Source organism: Streptomyces sp. NPDC005866, assembly GCF_040629895.1.
In the GTDB taxonomy this organism is placed as follows: Bacteria; Actinomycetota; Actinomycetes; order Streptomycetales; family Streptomycetaceae; genus Streptomyces.
This window is the reverse complement of record NZ_JBEXWP010000016.1, coordinates 142389-162143: the sequence shown is the minus strand read 5'-3', so window position 1 is coordinate 162143 and position 19755 is coordinate 142389. Positions and strand designations below refer to the sequence as shown.

Below are 19755 nucleotides of genomic sequence, written 5' to 3'. Positions count from 1 at the left end.
GACGGGCCATGGCCGGCATCACTCGCGTGCAGCGCCAACTGCCCACCAGCCCCTGGCTGTTCGCCGCTCCCGGGCTGCTGGTCGTCGGCGCCTTCGTGCTCTATCCGTTCGTCTCGACGGTGGTCAACTCCTTCACCGACCGCCGCACCCTGATACCGGGCCGGTTCGTCGGCCTCGCCAACTTCCGTGAACTGGTCCACGACGACATGTTCTGGACTGGCCTGCGCAACAGCACGCTGTACGTCGTCGTGGTCGTACCCGCCCTCGTCGTACTGCCGCTGCTGCTCGCGTTGCTGGTGCAGAAGAACATCCCGGGCATCACCTTCTTCCGCTCCGCCTTCTACACCCCGGTCGTCGCATCGATCGTCGTGGTCGGGCTGATCTGGGTCTGGCTGCTCGACGAACGCGGCCTGGTCAACTCCCTGCTGGAGACGGTCGGGATCGGCCGGATCGGATTCCTCAGCGACCAGTGGCTGCTCCTGCTGAGCGCGATGGCGGTCACGGTCTGGAAAGGCCTCGGCTACTACATGATCATTTATCTGGCCGCGCTCGCCAACGTGCCGCGCGAGCTGCACGAGGCCGCCGCCGTGGACGGTGCGGGGGCGGTGCGCCGCTTCCTCACCGTCACCGTGCCCGCCGTGCGTTCCACCATGGTGCTGGTCGCCGCGCTCTCCTCGGTCGCCGCGTTCAAGGTGTTCTCCGAGGTGTACCTGATGGCGGGCCCGAGCGGCGGCCCGGCCGGCGAGGACACCACCCTCGTGATGCTCGTCCAGCGCACCGGCACCGGACTGACCGGCCGCGTCGGCTACGCCTCGGCCCTCTCCGTCGTCGTCTTCGTCGTCACCGTCGCGCTGATGCTCCTGGTGCTGCGCGCCGACCGGAGGGAGCGCCCATGAGCGCCACCCGGGCACGCTTCACCGACGAGCACGGGCGCCGCATCCGGATCGGCGAGCTGGTCCTGCGGTACGCGCTCCTGCTGCTCGTCCTCGCGGTCACCGTCGGGCCGTTCCTTTGGCAGCTGTCCACCTCGCTCAAGGGCCCGACCGAGGACATCTTCAGCGCGCCCCCGAGCTTCCTGCCCGAGCAGCCCACCCTGCACAACTACCAGCGGGTCGCCGACACCATCCCCGTCTGGGACTACGCCCTCAACTCACTGAAGGTGGCGGGCGCGAGTGTCGTCACGAACTGCGTCGGCTCGGCGCTCGCGGGATACGCCCTGGCCCGGCTGCGCTACCGGGGACGCCGGATCGCCACGCTCGTCTTCGTCCTCGCGATGCTCGTGCCGGTGGAGGGGATCATCATCGCCCAGTTCACCACCATGCGTGAACTAGGCCTCAACAACACCCTGATCGGTGTCGTGCTGCCCGGCTCCATCGGCGCCATGAACGTGCTGCTGATGCGCAACGCCTTCCTCAACCTGCCCTACGAGATCGAGGAGGCGGCCTACGTCGACGGCGCCGACGTCTGGCAGCGGTTCCTGCGGATCGCCCTGCCGTCGGTCAAGGGCACCGTCGCCGTCGTCGCGATCTTCGCCTTCATGGGCGCCTGGGACGACTTCCTCTGGCCGCTGATCGTGCTCAGCGACCCCTCCAAGTTCACGCTCACCATCGGCCTCAACTATCTGCACGGCACCTTCGCCAACGACGAACGCCTGGTCGCCGCCGGCACCGTGATCGCCGTGGCCCCGCTCATCGCCCTGTTCGCCTGTCTCCAGCGGTACTTCTTCCGCGGGGTCGGCGAAGGCGCCGTCAAGGGCTGAACCCCCTTCCCCGCAAGGAGACCGCATGCCTCCTGCCGTGCGCTTCGGCGTCAACTACACCCCCAGCGAAGGGTGGTTCCACCACTGGCTTGACTTCGACCTGGACTCGGTGCGCGCCGACCTCGACTCGATCGCCGCTCTGGGACTGGACCACATCCGGGTCTTTCCGCTGTGGCCCTATTTCCAGCCCGATCGCACCCTGATCCGGCCGCGCGCGGTCGAGCAGCTCGTCGCCCTCGCCGACGCGGCCGCCGAACGTGGTCTCGACGTCAACGTGGACGGTCTGCAAGGGCACTTGAGCAGCTTCGACTTCCTGCCGGCCTGGACCCGGACCTGGCACCGGCGCAACCTCTTCACCGACCCGGAGGTCGTGGCGGGGGAGGCCGCCTATCTCCGCAGCCTGGCCGCGGCCCTCGCGGACCGGCCCAACTTCATCGGGATGACGATCGGCAACGAGGTCAACCAGTTCGCCGCCGGCCCTCATCCGGATCCGGACCGGGCCACCGAGGAGGAGGCGGAGCGCTGGCTGGTACGGCTGCTGGCCGCCTGCGCCGAGGCCGCCCCCGGCCGGCTCCATCTGCACGCCTCCTACGACGCCGCCTGGTACCAGGACGACCAGCCTTTCACCCCCGCCCACTCGGCCCGCCTCGGCGACCTCACCGCCGTGCACTCCTGGGTGTTCAACGGCACCGCCCAACGCCACGGCCGCACCGCCCCGCAGACCGAGCAGCACGCCGCGTATCTGGTGGAGCTGAGCAAGGCCTGGGCCGAGGACGCGCACCGGCCCGTATGGCTCCAGGAAGTGGGTGCGCCCGCGCCGCTGATCCCCGCGGAGCACGCGGCCGCGTTCACCGAGGCGACCCTCACCGCCGTACTGGACTGCCCCGATCTATGGGGTGTCACCTGGTGGTGCTCGCACGACGTCAGCCGGAGCCTCGCCGACTTTCCCGAACTCGAATACGGTCTGGGTCTGTTCACCAACGACCGCAAGCCCAAGGACCTCGCGCACGCCCTCGCGGCGGCCGAACCGAGAGCGGCGAAAGTGCGCGGCACGGCGCTCGTCGTGCCCTCCGACCCGGCCCGGCGCTCCCGGTGCGCGCCAGGCGGGCCCGTCTTCGACGCCTGGTTCCGGCTCGTCGCCGACGGCGCGCGCCCTACCACAGTGCTGGACGCGCACGCCGCCGACCAGGAACACCTTGCCGCTCGCGGCATTACTGAGGTCGTCACACCCGACCAGGTACTCCCCACCGTTCCTGAGCGGTGAGCGGAATGAGTCCGCGCACCGGCACGCCCCGAACGGTCTTGGGCGCACTGGTCGTCTGCTTTCGCAACCGGGCGGCGACACGGATCCTGTCCGTGGTCCGACCCCGGAAGGGCAGAGTCCCTCATGACCTGGCCCGTGAGTGCGGCCAGAGGCGACGGGGAGGCCCTGATTCATCTCGCTGGTGGAGCAGGGGCCCCGTACGCTGGCGTCGCACGCGGCGTCCCAGATCGCGTGATCACCGTACTCCGTGCCCCGCCGCACCCGCCAACCCGCAGATCACAGCGGCTAGCGGCGGCGATCTGCGTCTCGCCTGGGACGCGGCACCCGGAGACGTACGGCACTGCAGCCTGCACCGGCTGCTCCCGGACGGCACCCGGCGCTTCCTCGGCGCCACCGGCCAGCGGGCCTACTTCCTGACCGGGCTCCAGCCGGAGCAGGGCGAGGTGACGGCACGGTTCGAAGTGCGTGCCGTAGGGGAGCTGTACACCTCGTCGGATCCCGTGACCGTCACGCACACCTGGTAACCGGTAACGAACAAACGGAGCACCCCGCATGCATGACGACCGCAGCCTGGTCGAAGCCCGCCTCAGGCGCGTCCTCGACGAGCGCATCCGTCCCGCCGTATACCCCGAGTCCGTGCCGCTCGACGTCGCCGTGTGGCACGCGCCCGGCGAGCCCGTACCGGTCGCCGAGGGGCTCGCGGCCGAGCCCGCGCCGATCGAGGTGGGCGCCCGGTGGGGTGCTCCATGGGGCACCAGCTGGTTCCGGGTGACCGGAACCGTCCGCGACGAGTGGGCCGGGCGTACCGTCGAGGCCCTCCTCGACCTCGGATTCGACGAGAACATGCCCGGCTTCCAGTGCGAGGGCCTCGTCTACCGGCCCGACGGCACGCCGGTGAAGGGCCTCAACCCACGCAACCAGTGGGTCCGCGTCGGCGCCCCGGTGGCGGGCGGCGAGGAGGTGCGGCTGCACATCGAGGCGGCCTCCAACCCCGTCATCCTCGACTACCACCCCTTCCGGCCCACCTGGCTCGGCGACAAGGACACCGCCGGGCACGAACCGCAGTACACGCTCACCCGGATGGACCTCGCCGTCTTCGACGAGACCGTGTGGCAGCTGGTGATCGACCTGGAAGTGCTCGGCGAGCTGATGGCCGAGCTGCCCGCCGACGCACAACGCCGCTGGGAGATCCTGCGCGCGGTAGAACGGGCCCTGGACGCGATCGACCTCCAGGACGTCAACGGCACGGCGAAGCAGGCGCGTTCACGGCTCACCGAGGTCCTGTCCGCCCCCGCCGCGCCCTCCGCGCACCGGATCAGCGCGGTCGGGCACGCGCATATCGACTCGGCGTGGCTGTGGCCGCTGCGTGAGACGGTCCGCAAGGTCGCCCGTACGACCTCCAACATGACCGCCCTCATCGAGGACGAGCCCGACTTCGTGTTCGCCATGTCCCAGGCCCAGCAGTGGGCGTGGGTGAAGGAGCACCGGCCCGAGGTGTGGGCGCGGGTGAAGAAGGCGGTCGCGGAGGGGCGGTTGGTGCCGGCTGGCGGGATGTGGGTGGAGTCGGACACCAACATGCCGGGCTCCGAGGCGATGGCCCGTCAGTTCGTGCATGGCAAGCGGTTCTTCCTCGACGAGTTCGGCATCGAGAACGACGAGGCCTGGCTGCCGGACACCTTCGGCTTCGCGGCGGGCCTGCCGCAGATCATCAGGGCGGCGGGTTCCACCCGGCTGCTCACCCAGAAGATCTCCTGGTCCCAGACGAACAGGTTCCCGCACCACACCTTCCAGTGGGAGGGCATCGACGGCACCCGCATCTTCACGCACTTCCCGCCCGTCGACACCTACAACTGCTCCATGAAGGGCAGCGAACTCGCCCACGCCGCCCGCAACTTCAAGGACAAGGGCCGCGCTCGGCACTCCCTCGCGCCGACGGGCTGGGGTGACGGAGGCGGCGGCACGACCCGGGAGATGGTCGCCAAGGCGGCCCGGGCGCGGAACCTGGAGGGCTCGCCGACGGTCGTCTGGGAGACCCCGGAGGAGTTCTTCAAGAAGGCTGAGGCCGAATACCCGGACCCGCCCGTCTGGGTGGGCGAGCTCTACCTCGAACTCCACCGCGCCACCCTCACCAGCCAGGCGAAGACCAAACAGGGCAACCGGCGCAGCGAACACCTCCTGAGGGAGGCCGAGCTGTGGGCGGCGACGGCCACCGTCCGCACCGGATTTGCCTACCCCTACGAGGAGTTGGACCGCCTCTGGAAGACGGTCCTGCTCCACCAGTTCCACGACATCCTGCCGGGTTCGTCGATCGCGTGGGTGCACCGTGAGGCCCGGGCAACCTATCAGCGGATCGCCGCCGAACTGGGCGAGATCATCGACGCGGCCCAGCGGGCACTTGCGGGGGAGGGCGACCGGCCACTGCTGTTCAACGCGGCGCCGCACGGCAGGAACGGCGTGCCGGCCGGCGGCGCGAGCGTGGAGCAGCCGCCCGAGGGGGCGACGGTGTCGGAGCGTCCCGAGGGCGGACAGATCCTCTCCAACGGCCTGCTGCGGATCGAGATCGACGCCCGGGGCCTTGTCGTATCCGCGTACGACCTCGCCGCAGACCGCGAGACCATCGCCCCCGGTACGGCCGCCAACCTGCTCCAACTCCACCCGGACTTCCCGAACATGTGGGACGCCTGGGACGTCGACGCCTTCTACCGCAACGCGGTCACGGACCTCACGGACACCGAGGGGCTGTCGGTCGGTGAGGACGGCCGTTCGGTGCGGATCGTACGGTCCTTCGGCTCCTCCCGCGTCACCCAGGTGCTGTCGCTGCCGCCGGGGGAGCGCCGCCTGGTCATCGACACGGAGGTGGACTGGCACGAGACGGAGAAGTTCCTGAAGCTGGCCTTCCCCCTGGACCTGCACGCCGAACGGTACGCCTCGGAAACCCAGTTCGGGCACTTCCACCGCCCGACCCACACCAACACCTCATGGGAGGCGGCGAAGTTCGAGGCCTGCAACCACCGCTTCATCCACCTGGACGAGCCGGGCTGGGGCGTGGCGCTCGTCAACGACTCGACGTACGGCCACGATGTGACGCGCACCGTCCGCACGGACGGCGACCGGGGTACGACGACCACCGTCCGTGTCTCGCTGCTGCGCGCACCCCGCTTCCCCGACCCCGAGACCGACCAGGGCATCCACCGCTTCCGGCACGCACTGGTGCCGGGCGCGGCGATCGGGGACGCGGTCCGGGAGGGCTGGCGGATCAATCTGCCGGAGCGAAGGGTCAACGGCGCCGGGGAGGTGACCCCGCTGGTCACGGTCGACAACGACGCGGTCGTCGTCACGGCGGTAAAGCTGGCGGACGACGGCAGCGGGGACGTGGTGGTCAGGTTCCATGAGGCGCACGGGGGCAGGGCCCGCGCGACGCTGACGACCGGCTTCGAGGCCACGGGTGCCACGGTGACGGACTTGTTGGAGCGACCGTTGGACACGCCGGCCCCGGACCGGGACGGTGACAGCATGACGGTACGACTGCGCCCGTTCGAACTGATGACCTTGCGCTTCAAAAGGACCTGAGCCCACCCGCCGTCGCCACAGCGTCAACCCCCGAGCTGCGCGCGCAACCACTCCTCCACCTCACCCACATGAGCCGCCGCCGCAGCCCTCGCCGCCTCCGGATCCCGGGCGACGAGGGCCCGGTGAATGGCGGCATGCTCCCTCCGGGTCCGTGCGAACGCCCCTTCCTCCTGATACCCCCGCCACACCCGGGCCCGGAAGGTCCGCGACGACAACCCCTCCAGAATCGCGGCCATCGTGTCGTTCCCGGCGGCGCCGGCGATCACCCGGTGGAAGGCGAGGTCGTGGGCGAGGATCTCCTCCGGATCGTCCGTGGCGTTCATCGCCGTCACGTGCTTCTCCACCTCGGCCAGCTGGTCGGCCGTGATCCGCGCGGCGGCCAGCGCCGTCGCCGTCGACTCCAGTACCCGCCGCACCTCCAGCAGCTCCACCAGCCGCGGCCCACGTGACAGATCGGCGACCACACCAAAGGTCTCCAGCAGGTCACCCGCCTCCAGCTGGGTGACGTAGATGCCGGAGCCGTGCCGCGCCTCCAGGACGCCCAGGACCGTCAGCGCGCGGATCGCCTCGCGCATGGAGCTGCGGGAGATGCCCAGCTGGACGGCGAGATCCCGTTCCGTCGGCAGCCGCTGGCCCGGCTCCAGGCGGCCCTCCGCGATCATCGCCTTGATCCGCTCGATGGCGCGCTGCGTCACCGTGCCCTTCTGTGGGGCTGTCTCGTCCACACCGCTCCTCGAGTCGCCGGTGCGCCGCAGTCTAACCAGCGATGTGGTCGGACCACTACGACTCGTTTCGCCGAAAAAACGCATCCGCAGGGTGTTGAAAGCGCTGAGTGGTCTGATAAGTATGCGGGCATCTGCTCGAACACGCTCGATGAGGAGCTGCCAGATGCCCGGCAGAACGCTGAGGAAGCGGAACAGGTCCCAGATCATCGGTGCGACGGCCCTGGCCGTCGGAGCCTCGCTCCTGCTCGCCGCATGCGGCAGCACCAAGGACACCGGCAGCGGCAGTGCCGGAGGCGGCGGCACCGGCAAGGTCGGGGTGGTCCTGCCCCTGCTGACCTCGCCGTTCTGGCAGTCGTACAACGACTATGTGCCCAAGATGGCGACGTCCGAGGGTGTCGAGGCGCTGAAGACGGTCAACTCCAACAGTGACCCCTCCCAGCAGATCACCGACATCAACAACGAGCTGAACCAGGGCGTGAAGGGGCTGGTCGTCGCCCCGTTGGACAGCGCGGCCATCCAGGCGGGGCTCGACCAGGCCGAGCGCAAGGGCGTGCCGGTGGTCGCCGTGGACGTAGCGCCCGACAAGGGCAAGGTCGCCATGGTGGTGCGCGCCGACAACGTCGCCTACGGCACCAAGGCCTGCGACTATCTCGGCCAACACGTCACCAGCGGCAAGGTCGTGCAGATCATGGGCGACCTGGCCTCGGTCAACGGCCGGGACCGCTCCGAGGCGTTCCGCTCCTGTGTGAAGCAGAAGTACCCGAAGCTCAAGGTGCTGGAGGTCCCCGCCAAGTGGGAGTCCGACACGGCCGCCTCCAAGCTGGACACGCTCCTCAACGCCAACCCCGACATCAAGGGCATCTACATGCAGGCCGGCGGTGTCTACCTCGCCCCCACCCTGCAGACCCTGAAGTCCAAGGGCATGCTGAAGACGGCCGGGCAGAGCGGCCACATTGTGATCGTCTCGAACGACGGCATCCCGCAGGAGTTCGACGCCATCCGCAAGGGCCAGATCGACGCGACCGTATCCCAGCCCGCCGACGCCTACGCCAAGTACGGCATGTACTACATCAAGGCGGCGATGGAGGGGAAGACGTTCAAGCCGGGTCCGACCGACCACGACTCCACGATCGTCAAGCTGCCCAGCGGCATCCTGGAGGACCAGCTCCCCGCGCCGCTCGTCACCAAGGACAACGTGGACGACCCGAAGCTGTGGGGCAACACGGTCAAATGAGCACGCCACTTGTTGAGGCCCAGGACATCGTCAAGCGGTACGGCCCCACCGTCGCCCTCGCCGACGGCCGGCTCACCGTCCTGCCCCGCGAGTCCCACGCCCTCGTCGGCCGCAACGGCGCCGGCAAGTCCACCCTGGTCAACGTCCTCACCGGCCTCCAGGCCCCCGACGAGGGCACGGTCCGCTTCGACGCCGAACCCGCGCCCCCGCTCGCCGACCGGGACGCCTGGCGGAGCAAGGTCGCCTGCGTCTACCAGAAGCCCACCGTCGTACCCGAACTGACGGTCGCCGAGAACCTCTTCATCAACCGGCAGCCGCTGCAGCGGGGTTTCATCAGCTGGCGGCGGCTGAGGAGCGAGGCCGCCGCTCTCCTCGACACCTGGGACGTGCATGTCGACCCTGAGGCGCGGACCGCCGACCTCAGGGTCGAGGACCGTCAAATGGTGGAGATCGCCAGAGCGTTGAGCTTCGGCGCCCGGTTCATCGTGCTCGACGAACCGACCGCCCAGCTCGACAACCGGGAGATCGAGCGGCTGTTCAGCAGGATGCGGGCGCTCCAGGACTCGGGCGTGACCTTCCTGTTCATCTCGCACCACCTCCAGGAGGTCTACGAGGTCTGCCAGACCGTCACCGTGCTCCGGGACGCCCGCTGGATCACCACCGCCCCGGTCGCCGACCTGCCGAGGGCCGCCCTGGTGGAGGCCATGGCGGGGGAGACCGTCACCCGGCAGGAGCAGCGGGCCCGGGACGCGGTGCCCGCCGAGGCGCCCCTCGTGCTCGATGTCCGTGGGCTCACCTCCGAGACGTACGACGGCATCGATCTCACCGTCCGCAGCGGCGAGGTCGTCGGCCTCGCCGGCACCAGCGGCAGCGGCAAGATCGAGCTCGCCGAGACCGTCGCCGGGTTGCGTACCCCGACCGGTGGCACGGCTCGACTGGCCGACCGGAAACTGCCGTTCGGCGATGTGCGGGCCGCGCTCAAGGCGGGTGTCGGCTTCGTGCCCCGCGACCGGCACGACCAGGGACTGGTCCCCGGCATGAGCATCGGCGACAACGCCACCATGACCGTGCTCGAACGGCTCGGCCGCGGCGGGTTCGTCGGCACCGACCGCAAGCGCGGCTTCGCCACCGGACTGATCGAACGCCTCGACATCCACGCCGAGGGACCCGACCAGCCCGTCTCCGACCTGTCCGGCGGCAACGCGCAGAAGGTCGTCATGGCCCGCGCCCTCGCCTCCGGCCCCCGGCTGCTCGTCCTGGTCAACCCCACCGCAGGCGTCGACGTGAAGTCCAAGGAGTCCCTGCTGGCCCGCGTGGACAGCGCCCGTGAGGACGGCACCGCCGTGCTGGTCGTCTCCGACGAACTCGACGACCTGCGCCGCTGCGACCGCGTCCTCGTCCTCTTCCACGGCCGGATCGTCGCCGAACACCCGGCCGGCTGGCACGACCACGAGCTGATCGCCTCCATAGAAGGAGTGGACCATGGCTGACACCAAGGCCCCGCCGCTCACCCCGGTGCGCTCCCCGGACCGGCGCGCGGCCCGTACCGTCATCCTGCGCCGCGCCCGTGAACTGGCCCTTGTTCCGGCCCTGTTGCTGCTCATGGTGCTCGGTGCGGTGGTCAACGACTCGTTCCTCACCGAGCGCAACCTGATCTCCATCCTCGGTGCCTCCGCCGCCCTGGCGATGGTGGTGCTCGCCGAGTCGCTGGTCCTGATCACCGGCAAGTTCGACCTCTCCCTGGAGTCGGTCGTCGGTATTGCGCCCGCCGTCGGCGCCCTCCTCGTGCTGCCGTCCGCAAAGTCCGGCTGGGGTACCGAATTCCCCGCCGGAGCGGCCCTGTTGGCGATCCTCGTGGTCGGCGCGGCCGTCGGCGCCTTCAACGGCATCCTCGTCGTGAAGTTCAAGCTCAACGCGTTCATCGTGACGCTCGCGATGCTGATCGTGCTGCGCGGTGTGCTGGTCGGCGCGACCAAGGGCAAGACTCTGTTCGGGATGCCCGACAGCTTCTTCTCCCTGGCCACCACCACCTTCCTCAGCGTTCCCATGTCGGTGTGGCTGGCGGCGGCCGCCTTCGCCATCACCGGGCTCGTCCTGAAGTACCACCGCGTCGGCCGTGCCCTCTACGCCATCGGCGGCAACTCCGACGCGGCCCGCGCCGCCGGCATCCGCGTCGACCGCGTGATGCTCGGGGTGTTCGTGGTCGCTGGGGTCCTCGCCTCCGTCGGCGGCATCATGCAGACCGGGTACGTGGGCGCGATCAGCGCCAACCAGGGCAACAACATGATCTTCACCGTGTTCGCGGCGGCCGTGATCGGCGGCATCAGCCTGGACGGCGGCAAGGGCACCATGTTCGGCGCCCTGACCGGCGTACTCCTTCTGGGTGTCGTACAGAACCTGCTCACCCTGGCGCAGGTCCCGTCGTTCTGGATCCAGGCCATCTACGGCGGCATCATCCTCGTCGCCCTCATGATCGCCCGTGTCACCACGGGACGGGCACAGGACTGACCCCGCGACCCGAACCCCCCTGACGGAAAGGCAATCCGTGTCCCCGAGTCCCGGCCCCTCTTCTCGCGTCACCGCGGTCGACACCTACGACATCCGCTTCCCCACCTCGCGCGAGCTCGACGGCTCCGACGCGATGAACCCGGACCCCGACTACTCGGCGGCCTATGTCGTGCTGCGTACCGACGCGGCCGACGGGCACGAGGGGCACGGGTTCACGTTCACCATCGGGCGGGGCAACGACGTCCAGGTCGCCGCGATCGACGCGCTGCGGAACCATGTGCTCGGCCGCCCGGTCGACGAGATCTGCGACGACCCCGGATCCCTCTTCCAGGTCCTGATCGGCGACAGCCAGCTGCGCTGGCTCGGCCCCGAGAAGGGCGTGATGCACATGGCGATCGGCGCGGTGATCAACGCCGTCTGGGACCTCGCCGCGCGCCGGGCCGGCAAGCCGCTGTGGCAGCTGCTCGCCGACGCCGAACCCGAGTGGATCGTCCGCCAGATCGACTTCCGGTACCTCACCGACGCCCTCACCCCCGAGGAGGCCCTCGGCATCCTGCGCCGCGCCCGCGAAGGCGCCGGCGAGCGCCGGACCCGGCTGCTGGAGCGCGGCTTCCCCGCCTACACCACCTCCGCCGGCTGGCTCGGCTACGACGACGAGAAGCTCACCCGGCTCGCCGCCCAGGCGGTCGCCGACGGCTTCCAGCAGATCAAGCTGAAGGTCGGTGCCGACCTGGCGGACGACATCCGGCGCTGCCGGGTCGCCCGCTCGGTCATCGGCCCGGACATCCGCATGGCCATCGACGCCAACCAGCGCTGGAACGTGGACGAGGCGATCCAGTGGACCAAGGCCCTCGCCGAGTTCGACCCGTACTGGATCGAGGAGCCCACCAGCCCTGACGACGTCCTCGGCCACGCCGCCGTCCGCCGGGCGGTCGCCCCGGTCAAGGTCGCCACCGGCGAACATGTGCAGAACCGGATCGTCTTCAAGCAGCTGCTCCAGGCCGGCGCCCTCGACATCGTCCAGATCGACGCGGCCCGGGTCGCCGGCGTCAACGAGAACCTGGCCATCCTGCTGCTGGCCGCCAAGTTCGGCGTCCCCGTCTGCCCGCACGCGGGCGGTGTCGGACTGTGCGAACTCGTGCAGCACCTCTCGATGTTCGACTACCTCGCGGTCGCCGGCACCACCGACGACCGGGTCATCGAGTACGTCGACCATCTGCACGACCACTTCCTCGATCCGGTGGTGATCAGGGAAGGTCACTACAGGGCACCCACCGCACCGGGCTTCTCGGCCGCCATGCGACCGGAGTCCATCGCGGAGTACACCTATCCGGGCGGCACCTTCTGGGCCGCCGACGCACAGACGCAGAAGGGACAGGCGGCATGACCGACTTCGAGGGTCTGAAGGCACTGGTCACCGGCGGGGCCTCCGGGATCGGCCGGGCAACGGCCGAACTCCTCGCCGATCGCGGCGCCCAGGTCGCCGTCCTCGACCTCGATCCGTCCTCCGTCGAGAAACCGCTGCTCGCCTTCCGGGCCGACGTCACCGACGACGCGTCCGTGCGTACGGCCGTGGAGGGCGCGGCCGAGGCCCTCGGCGGCCTCGACGTCCTGGTCAACAACGCGGGCATCGGCGCGCAGGGCACGGTCGAGGACAACGACGACGACGAATGGCGCCGTGTCTTCGACGTCAACGTCCTCGGCATGGTCCGCACCGCCCGCGCCGCCCTCCCGCACCTGCGCCGCTCGGCACACGCGGCGATCGTCAACACCTGCTCCATCGCCGCCACCGCCGGGCTGCCGCAACGCGCCCTGTACAGCGCCACCAAGGGCGCCGTCTACTCCCTCACCCTGGCCATGGCCGCCGACCACGTCCGCGAGGGCGTCCGCGTCAACTGCGTCAATCCCGGTACGGCGGACACCCCGTGGATCGGCCGCCTGCTCGGCAAGGCCCCCGACCCCGACGCCGAACGCGCCGCCCTGGAAGCCCGCCAGCCCACCGGACGCCTGGTTTCCGCCGCCGAAGTCGCGGGCGCCATCGCCTACTTGGCCAGCCCGCTCTCCGGTGCCACCACCGGCACCTCACTTGCGGTCGACGGCGGCATGCAGGGCCTGCGGCTGCGCCCGGCGGGCCAGTGAGCACCCTCGGCCGAAGCGGCGTCCGGGTCAGCCCCCTGGGCCTCGGCGCCGCCGTGATCGGCAACCTCTACACCGAAGTCCCCGACCAGCAGGCGCACGACACGATCACCGCCGCCTGGGAACAGGGCATCCGCTACTTCGACACCGCCCCGCACTACGGCCTCGGCCTGTCCGAACGGCGGCTGGGGGAGGCGCTGCGGGACTACGACCGGGACGCCTTCACCCTCTCCACCAAGGCCGGCCGCCGCCTGGAGTCAGGGCCCGGAGACGGCGACGACCTCGCCAACGGCTTCGCTGTGCCCGATACCTACCGCCGGGTCTGGGACTTCACCGCCGACGGCATTCGCCGCACCCTGGAGTCCAGCCTGGAACGGCTCGGCCTCGACCGGGTCGACGTCGTCTACCTCCACGACCCCGACGACCACGCCGAACAGGCCTTCCGGGAGGGCTACCCGGCCCTGGAGAAGCTCCGCTCCGAGGGGGTCGTGGGGGCGATCGGCGCCGGTATGAACCAGACGGCGATGCTCACCCGGTTCGTGCGCGACACCGACGTCGACGTGGTGCTGTGCGCAGGCCGCTACACCCTCCTCGACCAGAGCGCCCTCACCGACCTGCTGCCGGCCGCCGAGGAGCGCGGTACCTCGGTGGTGATCGGCGGGGCCTTCAACTCAGGCCTGCTGGCCGATCCGAAGCCGGATGCCACCTACAACTACGCCCAGGTCTCGAACGAGTTGCTCGCCCGCGCGCTGCGCCTCAAAGCGCTCGCCGAACAGCACGGCACCACGCTCCGCGCGGCCGCCCTCGCCTTCTGCGCGGCCCACCCGGCCGTGGCGAGCGTCCTGGTCGGCGCCCGCTCGGCGGCCGAGATCGAGGACGGAACACGGCAGTTCACCACTCCGGTCCCCGCCGCCTTCTGGCAGGAACTGAGCGACAGCCGGCTCCTGCCCGCGGACACCCCGCTCCCGACGGAGGAGCCGTCATGAACGTCGCCCTGCACACCGAGATCCGCGCGGACCGCGTCGCCGAGTACGAGGCCGCCCACCGCCAGGTCCCCACCGAACTCACCGACGCCGTCCGCGCCGCCGGCGCCACATCCTGGGCCATCTGGCGGTCGGCGTCCCCCCGCGCGAGCGAAGACGCCGACCTGCCCGTCGTATGGGAGCTGCCATGACCGTCGACGCCCACCACCACGTCTGGGACCTCTCGGTACGGGACCAGGACTGGATCGCGGGGCCGGAACTCCGGCCGCTCAGAAGGAACTTCACCGTCGAGGATCTCGAACCGGAGGCACGGGCGGCGGGAGTCACCCGCACGGTGCTCGTCCAGACGATCACCGTCCTGGATGAGACCCCCGAGTTCCTGGCCCTCGCCGACGCCCACGACCTGATCGCCGGGGTCGTCGGCTGGACCGACCTGACCGCCCCGGCGATCTCCGACGAACTGGCCCGCCTCCGCGAACTCCCCGGCGGCGCCTACCTGAAGGGCATCCGCCACCAGGTCCAGGGCGAACCCGACCCGGAGTGGCTGCTGCGACCGGACGTCCACCGTGGTCTGACCACGATCGCCGACGCGGGCCTCGTCTACGACCTGATCGTGCAGCCCCACCAGCTTCCGGCCGCCGTCAAGGCGGCTGAGTCCCACCCCGAACTCACCTTCGTACTCGACCACTTGGGCAAACCCCCGATCGCCTCCGGAGCCCTCGGCCCCTGGGCCACCGCCGTACGCGCCCTCGCCGCCCTGCCCAACACCGTCTGCAAGCTCTCCGGCATGGTCACGGAGGCCGACCCCGCCTCCTGGTCGGTCGACGGCCTCCGCCCGTACGCCGAGACGGTCCTGGACGCCTTCGGCCCGGACCGCCTGATGTTCGGCTCGGACTGGCCGGTGTGCACCCTCGCCGGCACGTACGGCGAAGTCTTCGACGCGGCAGTCGAGTTGATCGGCCCCGACGAACGCACTCGTGTCTTCGAGACCACCGCCACCCGTGTCTACCACCTCTGAGCCGCCTCCGCCAGCCGCGTCGGCGGCATGTACTCCCGCACATACGTCCGATCCCAGCACGCGCCCGTCTCCCGCAACTCCCGCCAACTGGTGAAGCGGTAGCGGAAGAGACGGGCGCGGACGAACCGCGGGGGCCGGTCCGGTGGGAAGGGGGAGCGGCGCAGCAGCCGTAGCGTGTCGCGGTCGTTCTCCAGGAGGCGCTCCACCAGGCCGCCGAACCAGTCGCCGGCGTACGCGGGGGAGAGGGCGGCGAACCACATCAGCCAGTCAAGGCGGAGGTGATACGGCGCGAACTGGCGTGGCCAGTACCGTGGATCCCCCGGCTTGCCCTTGAACTCGTACTCCCGCCAGTCCGAGTCCTCGCGCGGTGCGTCGTCCAGCGTGCCCTCGATCACCACCTCGTACCGCACCCGGCTGACGCTGCCGAACGCGCCGTAGGTGTTGACCAGGTGGAGCGGGTCGAAGGAGCGGTTCATGACCTGGCGGCGGGAGACCATGTTCACCACCGGGCGGTAGCTCAGGAAGAGCAGCAGCGCGGCCACGGCGAGGACGACGATCTCGTACCAGAGCGGGGCGGGGGCCGCGGAGATGTGGTCGGTCGGCAGCCGCAGCGCCGACAGGGCCAGCACGATGGTGATCCAGTTCAGCCAGGAGAAGTTGCCGGAGGCCACCAGCCACAGCTGGGTGAGGATCATCAGCGACGCGGCCGCCGTCGCGATCGGCTGGGGAGTGAACAGGAGGAAGGGGACCACGAGCTGGGTGAAGTGGTTCGCGGCCACCTCCGCCTTGTGCACCGGTTTCGGGAGGTGGTGGAAGAACCAGCTCAGCGGGCCCGGCATCGGCTGGGTCTCGTGGTGATAGTGGAGGCAGGTCAGCTTGCGCCAGCAGGCGTCCCCGCGCATCTTGATCAGGCCCGCCCCGAACTCCACCCGGAACAGGATCCAGCGCAGCAGGAACAGGACGACGACCGGCGGGTCCACCTTGTCGTTGCCGAGGAAGGCGGCGAGGAAACCGACCTCCAGGAGCAGTGACTCCCAGCCGAACGCGTACCAGGTCTGGCCGACGTTGACGATCGAGAGATACAGGGCCCAGGGGATCAGCCACAGCACCATCCCGGCCCACAGCGGGAGCCAGGAGTCCAGCCCGGCCAGCAGCGCCACCGACACCGCGCAGCCCGCCCAGGCGCAGGCCGCGAAGAAGCGGTCCGAGTAGTGCAGGTGGAAGAGGCTCGGCGCCCGCCTGAAGGGGACCCGGGCGACGAACCTGGGGATCGGCAGCATGCCGCGCTCGCCCAGCAGGGCCCGGAACTGGAGCGCCGCCACCAGGAACGCGAAGAGATACACACCGGCCAGAGCCCGCTGGAAGACCAGCCGGCTCAACCAGTACTCGGGTGCGGTGAACCAGTCCACGGCCGTGCGCTCCTGCCTGTCTCCGGTGTGCGGCCCCGGTGTCGGGAAGGGCCTGTCACCCTGTGTACCGCGCGGCTCCGGTCCTGTAACCCGAGCGAGTGAAGTGGACAAATAGGAGAAATTGCCCGGGAAGGGTTCCCCTGGCAAGGTGGCCCCATGGCTGATCGGGGAGCGAGTGCTCCGTCACTCCCGGACGACTGGCCCGCCCACCCGGACCACCCGATCCTGGCGCTCAACCGCATGGGCACCTTCGACTGGGACCTGGACGCCGGGCTGTTCCATATGGACGCCCAGGCGTACGAGGTGTTCGACCTGACCCCCGAGGAGTACGACGGGCGCCCCGAGAGCCTCGCCATCCGGGTGCCCCTGGCGGAGGGAAGCCGGCTGGACGCGGTGGTGTCCCAGGCCATCAAGGACGGCAGCGAGAACTACGGGGCGTACTTCCGCATCCGCCGCCGCGACGGCACCCCCCGCTGGACCCACACCCAGGGCTACATCCGGCGTGACGAGACGGGCCGCCCCCGCCGGGTCGTCGGGGTGGTCCGGGACGCCACCCAGGAGCTTGAGGACAGTGAGGCGCGCAGCCTGCGGGCCGCCAAGGACCAGGCACTGCGCCAGCAGACCGGTGTCGTCCAGGTGGTCACCGCGGCCCTCGCGCACGCCCGCAGCGTCCAGGACGTCATCGACGCCCTCAAGGACACCCACGGCATTCCCAACCTGGGCGCGACCAGCCTGGTGATGGGACTGGTCGAGGCCGGCCGGATCCGGCTGGTCGCGGAGGGACCGGCGGGCAGCTTCGTGCCCGGCACCCGGATCACCCGGATAGACGAGCCCTACCCGATGGGCGAGGTGGTGCGGACCCTCACCCCGCGCTTCATCGAGTCACCGGAGGAGTTCGCCAAGGGCTATCCGATCCTGTGGCCGCACATCACCGACCTGCACATCACCTCAGCCGCCTACCTGCCCCTGATCGCCCAGGCCCGGCCGATCGGCGCCATGGGCCTGCTCTACAACGACCGGCTCGGCTTCTCCACCGAGGAACGCGCCGTCCTGGTCGCCCTCGGCAGCAGCATCGCGCAGAGCCTGCAGCGGGCCATGCTCTACGAACAGGAGAAGGACCTCGCCCAGGGCCTCCAGCAGGCGATGCTGCCGCGCACCATCCCCAGTGTGCGCGGTGCCGAGGTCGCCGTCCGCTACCGCTCCGCGACGGCCGGCGGCGCCCTGGGCCGGGACATCGGCGGCGACTGGTACGACCTGATCCCGCTGCCCGGCGGCCGGGTCGGGGCGGTCATCGGGGACGTCCAGGGGCACGACACGCACGCGGCGGCCGTCATGGGCCAGCTGCGTATCGTGCTGCGCGCCTACGCCGCCGAGGGCCACGCCCCGGCCACCGTGATGGCCCGTGCCTCCGTCTTCCTGGACGAACTCGACACCGACCGCTTCGCCACCTGCCTGTACGCCGAGGCCGACCTGTCCACCGGCGTCGTCCAGGTGGTCCGCGCCGGGCATATCGACCCGCTGGTCCGCGCCGCCGACGGGAGCTGCCGCCGGGTCCCCGTCGAGGGCGGGCTGCCGCTCGGCCTGTCCGCCGAGTTCAAGAGCCTGGAATACCCGGTGTCCACCCTGGAGCTCGACCCCGGCGAGACGCTGCTGCTGTGCACCGACGGGCTCGTCGAGCAGCCCGGCACCGACCTCGGGGACGGCATGAAGGCCCTGACCGAACAGGTCTCGCAGGGGCCGGAGGACGTGCGGGGCCTCGCCGACCGGCTGATCGAGATCGCCGAGGAGCGGGGCGGCGACGACGACGTGGCCCTGCTCCTGCTGCGCCGCCGCGGCCCCGACACCGCTCAGGCCGTCGGCCGTCTCCGGCAGCATGTGGCCTCCGGCGACCCCGAGGCGCTCACCCTGGCCCGGCACATGGTCCGTGCCGCCGTCCGCGCCTGGGGCGCCGGGGACCGCGCCGACGAGATCGAGCTGGTCGCCGACGAACTGATCACCAACGCGCTGATGCACACCGAGGGCTCCGCGATCGTCACCCTCAGGGTCCTCGGCGGCGGCGACCGCCGGCTCCGCGTCGAGGTCGAGGACTCCTCCAGCGCCCTGCCGCGCCGACGCGAGGCGGGGGAGGACGGGGTGTCCGGGCGGGGGCTGGTGCTCGTCGACGAGATCGCTGACGTGTGGGGCGTGGAGGCACGCGGCGGCGGCAAGGCGGTGTGGTGCGAGTTCCGGATGCGGGAGCCCGGCTGACCCCGGCCGCCACGGATGGCACCCTGGACGCATGCCCGAACTGCCCGAGGTCGAAGCGCTCAAGGACTTCCTGACCGACAACCTGGTCGGTCATGAGGTCATGCGCGTCCTGCCGGTCGCCATCAGCGTCCTGAAGACGTACGACCCTCCCGTCGGCGCCTTCGAGGGCAGCGCGGTCGTCGCCGTGCACCGGCACGGCAAGTTCCTGGACATCCAGGGCGACGGCGGTCTGCGGTTCATCACCCATCTGGCACGTGCGGGCTGGCTCCAGTGGAAGGACCGGCTGCCGGACGGGCCGCCCCGGCCCGGTAAGGGCCCTCTCGCCCTGCGGGTGGCCCTGGAGAACGGTGCGGGCTTCGACCTCACCGAGGCCGGCACACAGAAGAAGCTCGCCGTGTACATCGTCCACGACCCGCGGGAGGTACCCGGCGTCGCACGGCTCGGCCCGGACCCGCTCGCCGCCGACTTCGACGAGGCCCGGCTCGCCGCCCTGCTCAAGGACGAGCGACGGCAGCTCAAGGGCGCTCTGCGCGACCAGAGCCTGATCGCAGGGGTGGGCAACGCCTACAGCGACGAGATCCTGCACGCGGCGAAGATGTCCCCGTTCAAGCTGGCCGCTGCCCTGACGCCCGCGGAGGTCCGCGGGCTGTACGAGGCTCTGCGCACCACCCTCACCGAGGCGGTGGAGCGCTCCCGCGGCCTGGCGGCGGGCCGGCTCAAGGCGGAGAAGAAGAGCGGGCTGCGCGTCCATGGCCGGACCGGCGAGCCCTGCCCGGTCTGCGGCGACACCATCCGCGAGGTCTCCTTCAGCGACTCCTCGCTGCAGTACTGCCCGACCTGCCAGACCGGCGGCAAGCCGCTCGCGGACCGACGGATGTCCCGGCTGCTCAAGTAGCCGGCGG

At 70.5% G+C, this 19755-nt stretch carries 15 protein-coding genes and 2 pseudogenes; 15 read left to right on the top strand and 2 right to left on the bottom strand.

The window, feature by feature from the left end:
* The first annotated feature begins 8 nt into the window (after positions 1-8).
* The 5 genes and pseudogenes from ABZ396_RS24005 (at position 9) to ABZ396_RS23985 (ending at position 6593) form a co-directional block, all read left to right on the top strand.
* On the top strand, positions 9-896 hold the full coding sequence (locus ABZ396_RS24005) for a sugar ABC transporter permease (protein WP_358916963.1): 888 nt from the start codon (positions 9-11) through the stop codon (positions 894-896).
* Positions 893-1759, top strand: a complete 867-nt coding sequence (locus ABZ396_RS24000; protein ID WP_358916961.1) for a carbohydrate ABC transporter permease — start codon at positions 893-895, stop codon at positions 1757-1759. Before ABZ396_RS24005 ends, ABZ396_RS24000 begins: the two co-directional genes overlap by 4 nt.
* Positions 1760-1784: 25 nt before the next feature.
* Positions 1785-3023 carry a glycosyl hydrolase gene (locus tag ABZ396_RS23995; RefSeq protein ID WP_358916959.1) on the top strand — a complete coding sequence of 413 codons (1239 nt, stop codon included), beginning with the start codon at positions 1785-1787 and terminating at the stop codon, positions 3021-3023.
* Between the two features lie 251 nt (positions 3024-3274).
* A pseudogene (locus ABZ396_RS23990) lies at positions 3275-3547 on the top strand (fibronectin type III domain-containing protein); the annotation flags it as partial.
* 28 nt (positions 3548-3575) lie between these two features.
* Positions 3576-6593, top strand: coding sequence for a glycoside hydrolase family 38 C-terminal domain-containing protein (locus tag ABZ396_RS23985; RefSeq protein ID WP_358916957.1), 3018 nt, complete (start codon positions 3576-3578; stop codon positions 6591-6593).
* Positions 6594-6616: 23 nt separating this feature from the next.
* On the opposite strand, the gene ABZ396_RS23980 is transcribed toward ABZ396_RS23985, so the two are convergent.
* Positions 6617-7318: a FadR/GntR family transcriptional regulator gene (locus ABZ396_RS23980; protein WP_358916956.1), complete on the bottom strand. Its 702-nt coding sequence runs from the start codon at positions 7316-7318 to the stop codon at positions 6617-6619.
* A 163-nt stretch (positions 7319-7481) separates the two neighbouring features.
* Between ABZ396_RS23980 and ABZ396_RS23975 the strand changes: the two genes are divergently transcribed.
* From ABZ396_RS23975 to ABZ396_RS23940, 8 genes and pseudogenes are all read left to right on the top strand, one after another.
* Entirely contained in the window at positions 7482-8552 is a 1071-nt protein-coding gene (locus tag ABZ396_RS23975; protein ID WP_358916954.1) for a sugar ABC transporter substrate-binding protein, read from the top strand.
* Positions 8549-10042, top strand: coding sequence for a sugar ABC transporter ATP-binding protein (locus tag ABZ396_RS23970; protein WP_358916952.1), 1494 nt, complete (start codon positions 8549-8551; stop codon positions 10040-10042). Before ABZ396_RS23975 ends, ABZ396_RS23970 begins: the two co-directional genes overlap by 4 nt.
* Entirely contained in the window at positions 10035-11060 is a 1026-nt protein-coding gene (locus tag ABZ396_RS23965; protein WP_358916950.1) for an ABC transporter permease, read from the top strand. Before ABZ396_RS23970 ends, ABZ396_RS23965 begins: the two co-directional genes overlap by 8 nt.
* A gap of 37 nt (positions 11061-11097) precedes the next feature.
* The gene (locus tag ABZ396_RS23960; protein WP_358916949.1) at positions 11098-12447 is read left to right on the top strand and encodes an L-fuconate dehydratase; all 1350 of its coding nucleotides are present in this window, start codon (positions 11098-11100) and stop codon (positions 12445-12447) included.
* Complete coding sequence (locus tag ABZ396_RS23955; protein ID WP_358916947.1) at positions 12444-13199, top strand: SDR family oxidoreductase; 756 nt, start codon at positions 12444-12446, stop codon at positions 13197-13199. Before ABZ396_RS23960 ends, ABZ396_RS23955 begins: the two co-directional genes overlap by 4 nt.
* A complete protein-coding gene (locus tag ABZ396_RS23950) occupies positions 13196-14182 on the top strand; it encodes an aldo/keto reductase (RefSeq protein ID WP_358916945.1) in 987 nt (328 codons plus the stop codon). Before ABZ396_RS23955 ends, ABZ396_RS23950 begins: the two co-directional genes overlap by 4 nt.
* Positions 14179-14319: pseudogene (locus ABZ396_RS23945) on the top strand (L-rhamnose mutarotase); the annotation flags it as partial. The gene ABZ396_RS23950 and the pseudogene ABZ396_RS23945, both read left to right, overlap by 4 nt.
* Positions 14320-14366: 47 nt before the next feature.
* Positions 14367-15197 (top strand): amidohydrolase family protein, encoded by an 831-nt coding sequence (locus ABZ396_RS23940; RefSeq protein ID WP_358916943.1) that lies wholly within the window; start codon positions 14367-14369, stop codon positions 15195-15197.
* Here the strand turns inward: ABZ396_RS23940 and ABZ396_RS23935 are convergent.
* Positions 15185-16606 (bottom strand): lipase maturation factor family protein, encoded by a 1422-nt coding sequence (locus ABZ396_RS23935; RefSeq protein WP_358916941.1) that lies wholly within the window; start codon positions 16604-16606, stop codon positions 15185-15187. The genes ABZ396_RS23940 and ABZ396_RS23935 overlap by 13 nt on opposite strands.
* Before the next feature lie 156 nt (positions 16607-16762).
* On the opposite strand from ABZ396_RS23935, the gene ABZ396_RS23930 reads away from it, so the two are divergent.
* Both ABZ396_RS23930 and ABZ396_RS23925 read left to right on the top strand, forming a co-directional pair.
* Entirely contained in the window at positions 16763-18853 is a 2091-nt protein-coding gene (locus ABZ396_RS23930; RefSeq protein ID WP_358916940.1) for a SpoIIE family protein phosphatase, read from the top strand.
* A gap of 31 nt (positions 18854-18884) precedes the next feature.
* On the top strand, positions 18885-19748 hold the full coding sequence (locus tag ABZ396_RS23925; protein WP_358916938.1) for a DNA-formamidopyrimidine glycosylase family protein: 864 nt from the start codon (positions 18885-18887) through the stop codon (positions 19746-19748).
* The last annotated feature ends 7 nt before the right edge of the window (positions 19749-19755 follow it).

Bases quoted from the DNA above. Each gene is read 5' to 3' on its own strand.
- ABZ396_RS24005 (WP_358916963.1), top strand. From the start codon at position 9: ATGGCCGGCATCACTCGCGTGCAGCGCCAACTGCCCACCAGCCCCTGG.
- ABZ396_RS24000 (WP_358916961.1), top strand. From the start codon at position 893: ATGAGCGCCACCCGGGCACGCTTCACCGACGAGCACGGGCGCCGCATC.
- ABZ396_RS23995 (WP_358916959.1), top strand. From the start codon at position 1,785: ATGCCTCCTGCCGTGCGCTTCGGCGTCAACTACACCCCCAGCGAAGGG.
- ABZ396_RS23985 (WP_358916957.1), top strand. From the start codon at position 3,576: ATGCATGACGACCGCAGCCTGGTCGAAGCCCGCCTCAGGCGCGTCCTC.
- ABZ396_RS23975 (WP_358916954.1), top strand. From the start codon at position 7,482: ATGCCCGGCAGAACGCTGAGGAAGCGGAACAGGTCCCAGATCATCGGT.
- ABZ396_RS23970 (WP_358916952.1), top strand. From the start codon at position 8,549: ATGAGCACGCCACTTGTTGAGGCCCAGGACATCGTCAAGCGGTACGGC.
- ABZ396_RS23965 (WP_358916950.1), top strand. From the start codon at position 10,035: ATGGCTGACACCAAGGCCCCGCCGCTCACCCCGGTGCGCTCCCCGGAC.
- ABZ396_RS23955 (WP_358916947.1), top strand. From the start codon at position 12,444: ATGACCGACTTCGAGGGTCTGAAGGCACTGGTCACCGGCGGGGCCTCC.
- ABZ396_RS23940 (WP_358916943.1), top strand. From the start codon at position 14,367: ATGACCGTCGACGCCCACCACCACGTCTGGGACCTCTCGGTACGGGAC.
- ABZ396_RS23930 (WP_358916940.1), top strand. From the start codon at position 16,763: ATGGCTGATCGGGGAGCGAGTGCTCCGTCACTCCCGGACGACTGGCCC.
- ABZ396_RS23925 (WP_358916938.1), top strand. From the start codon at position 18,885: ATGCCCGAACTGCCCGAGGTCGAAGCGCTCAAGGACTTCCTGACCGAC.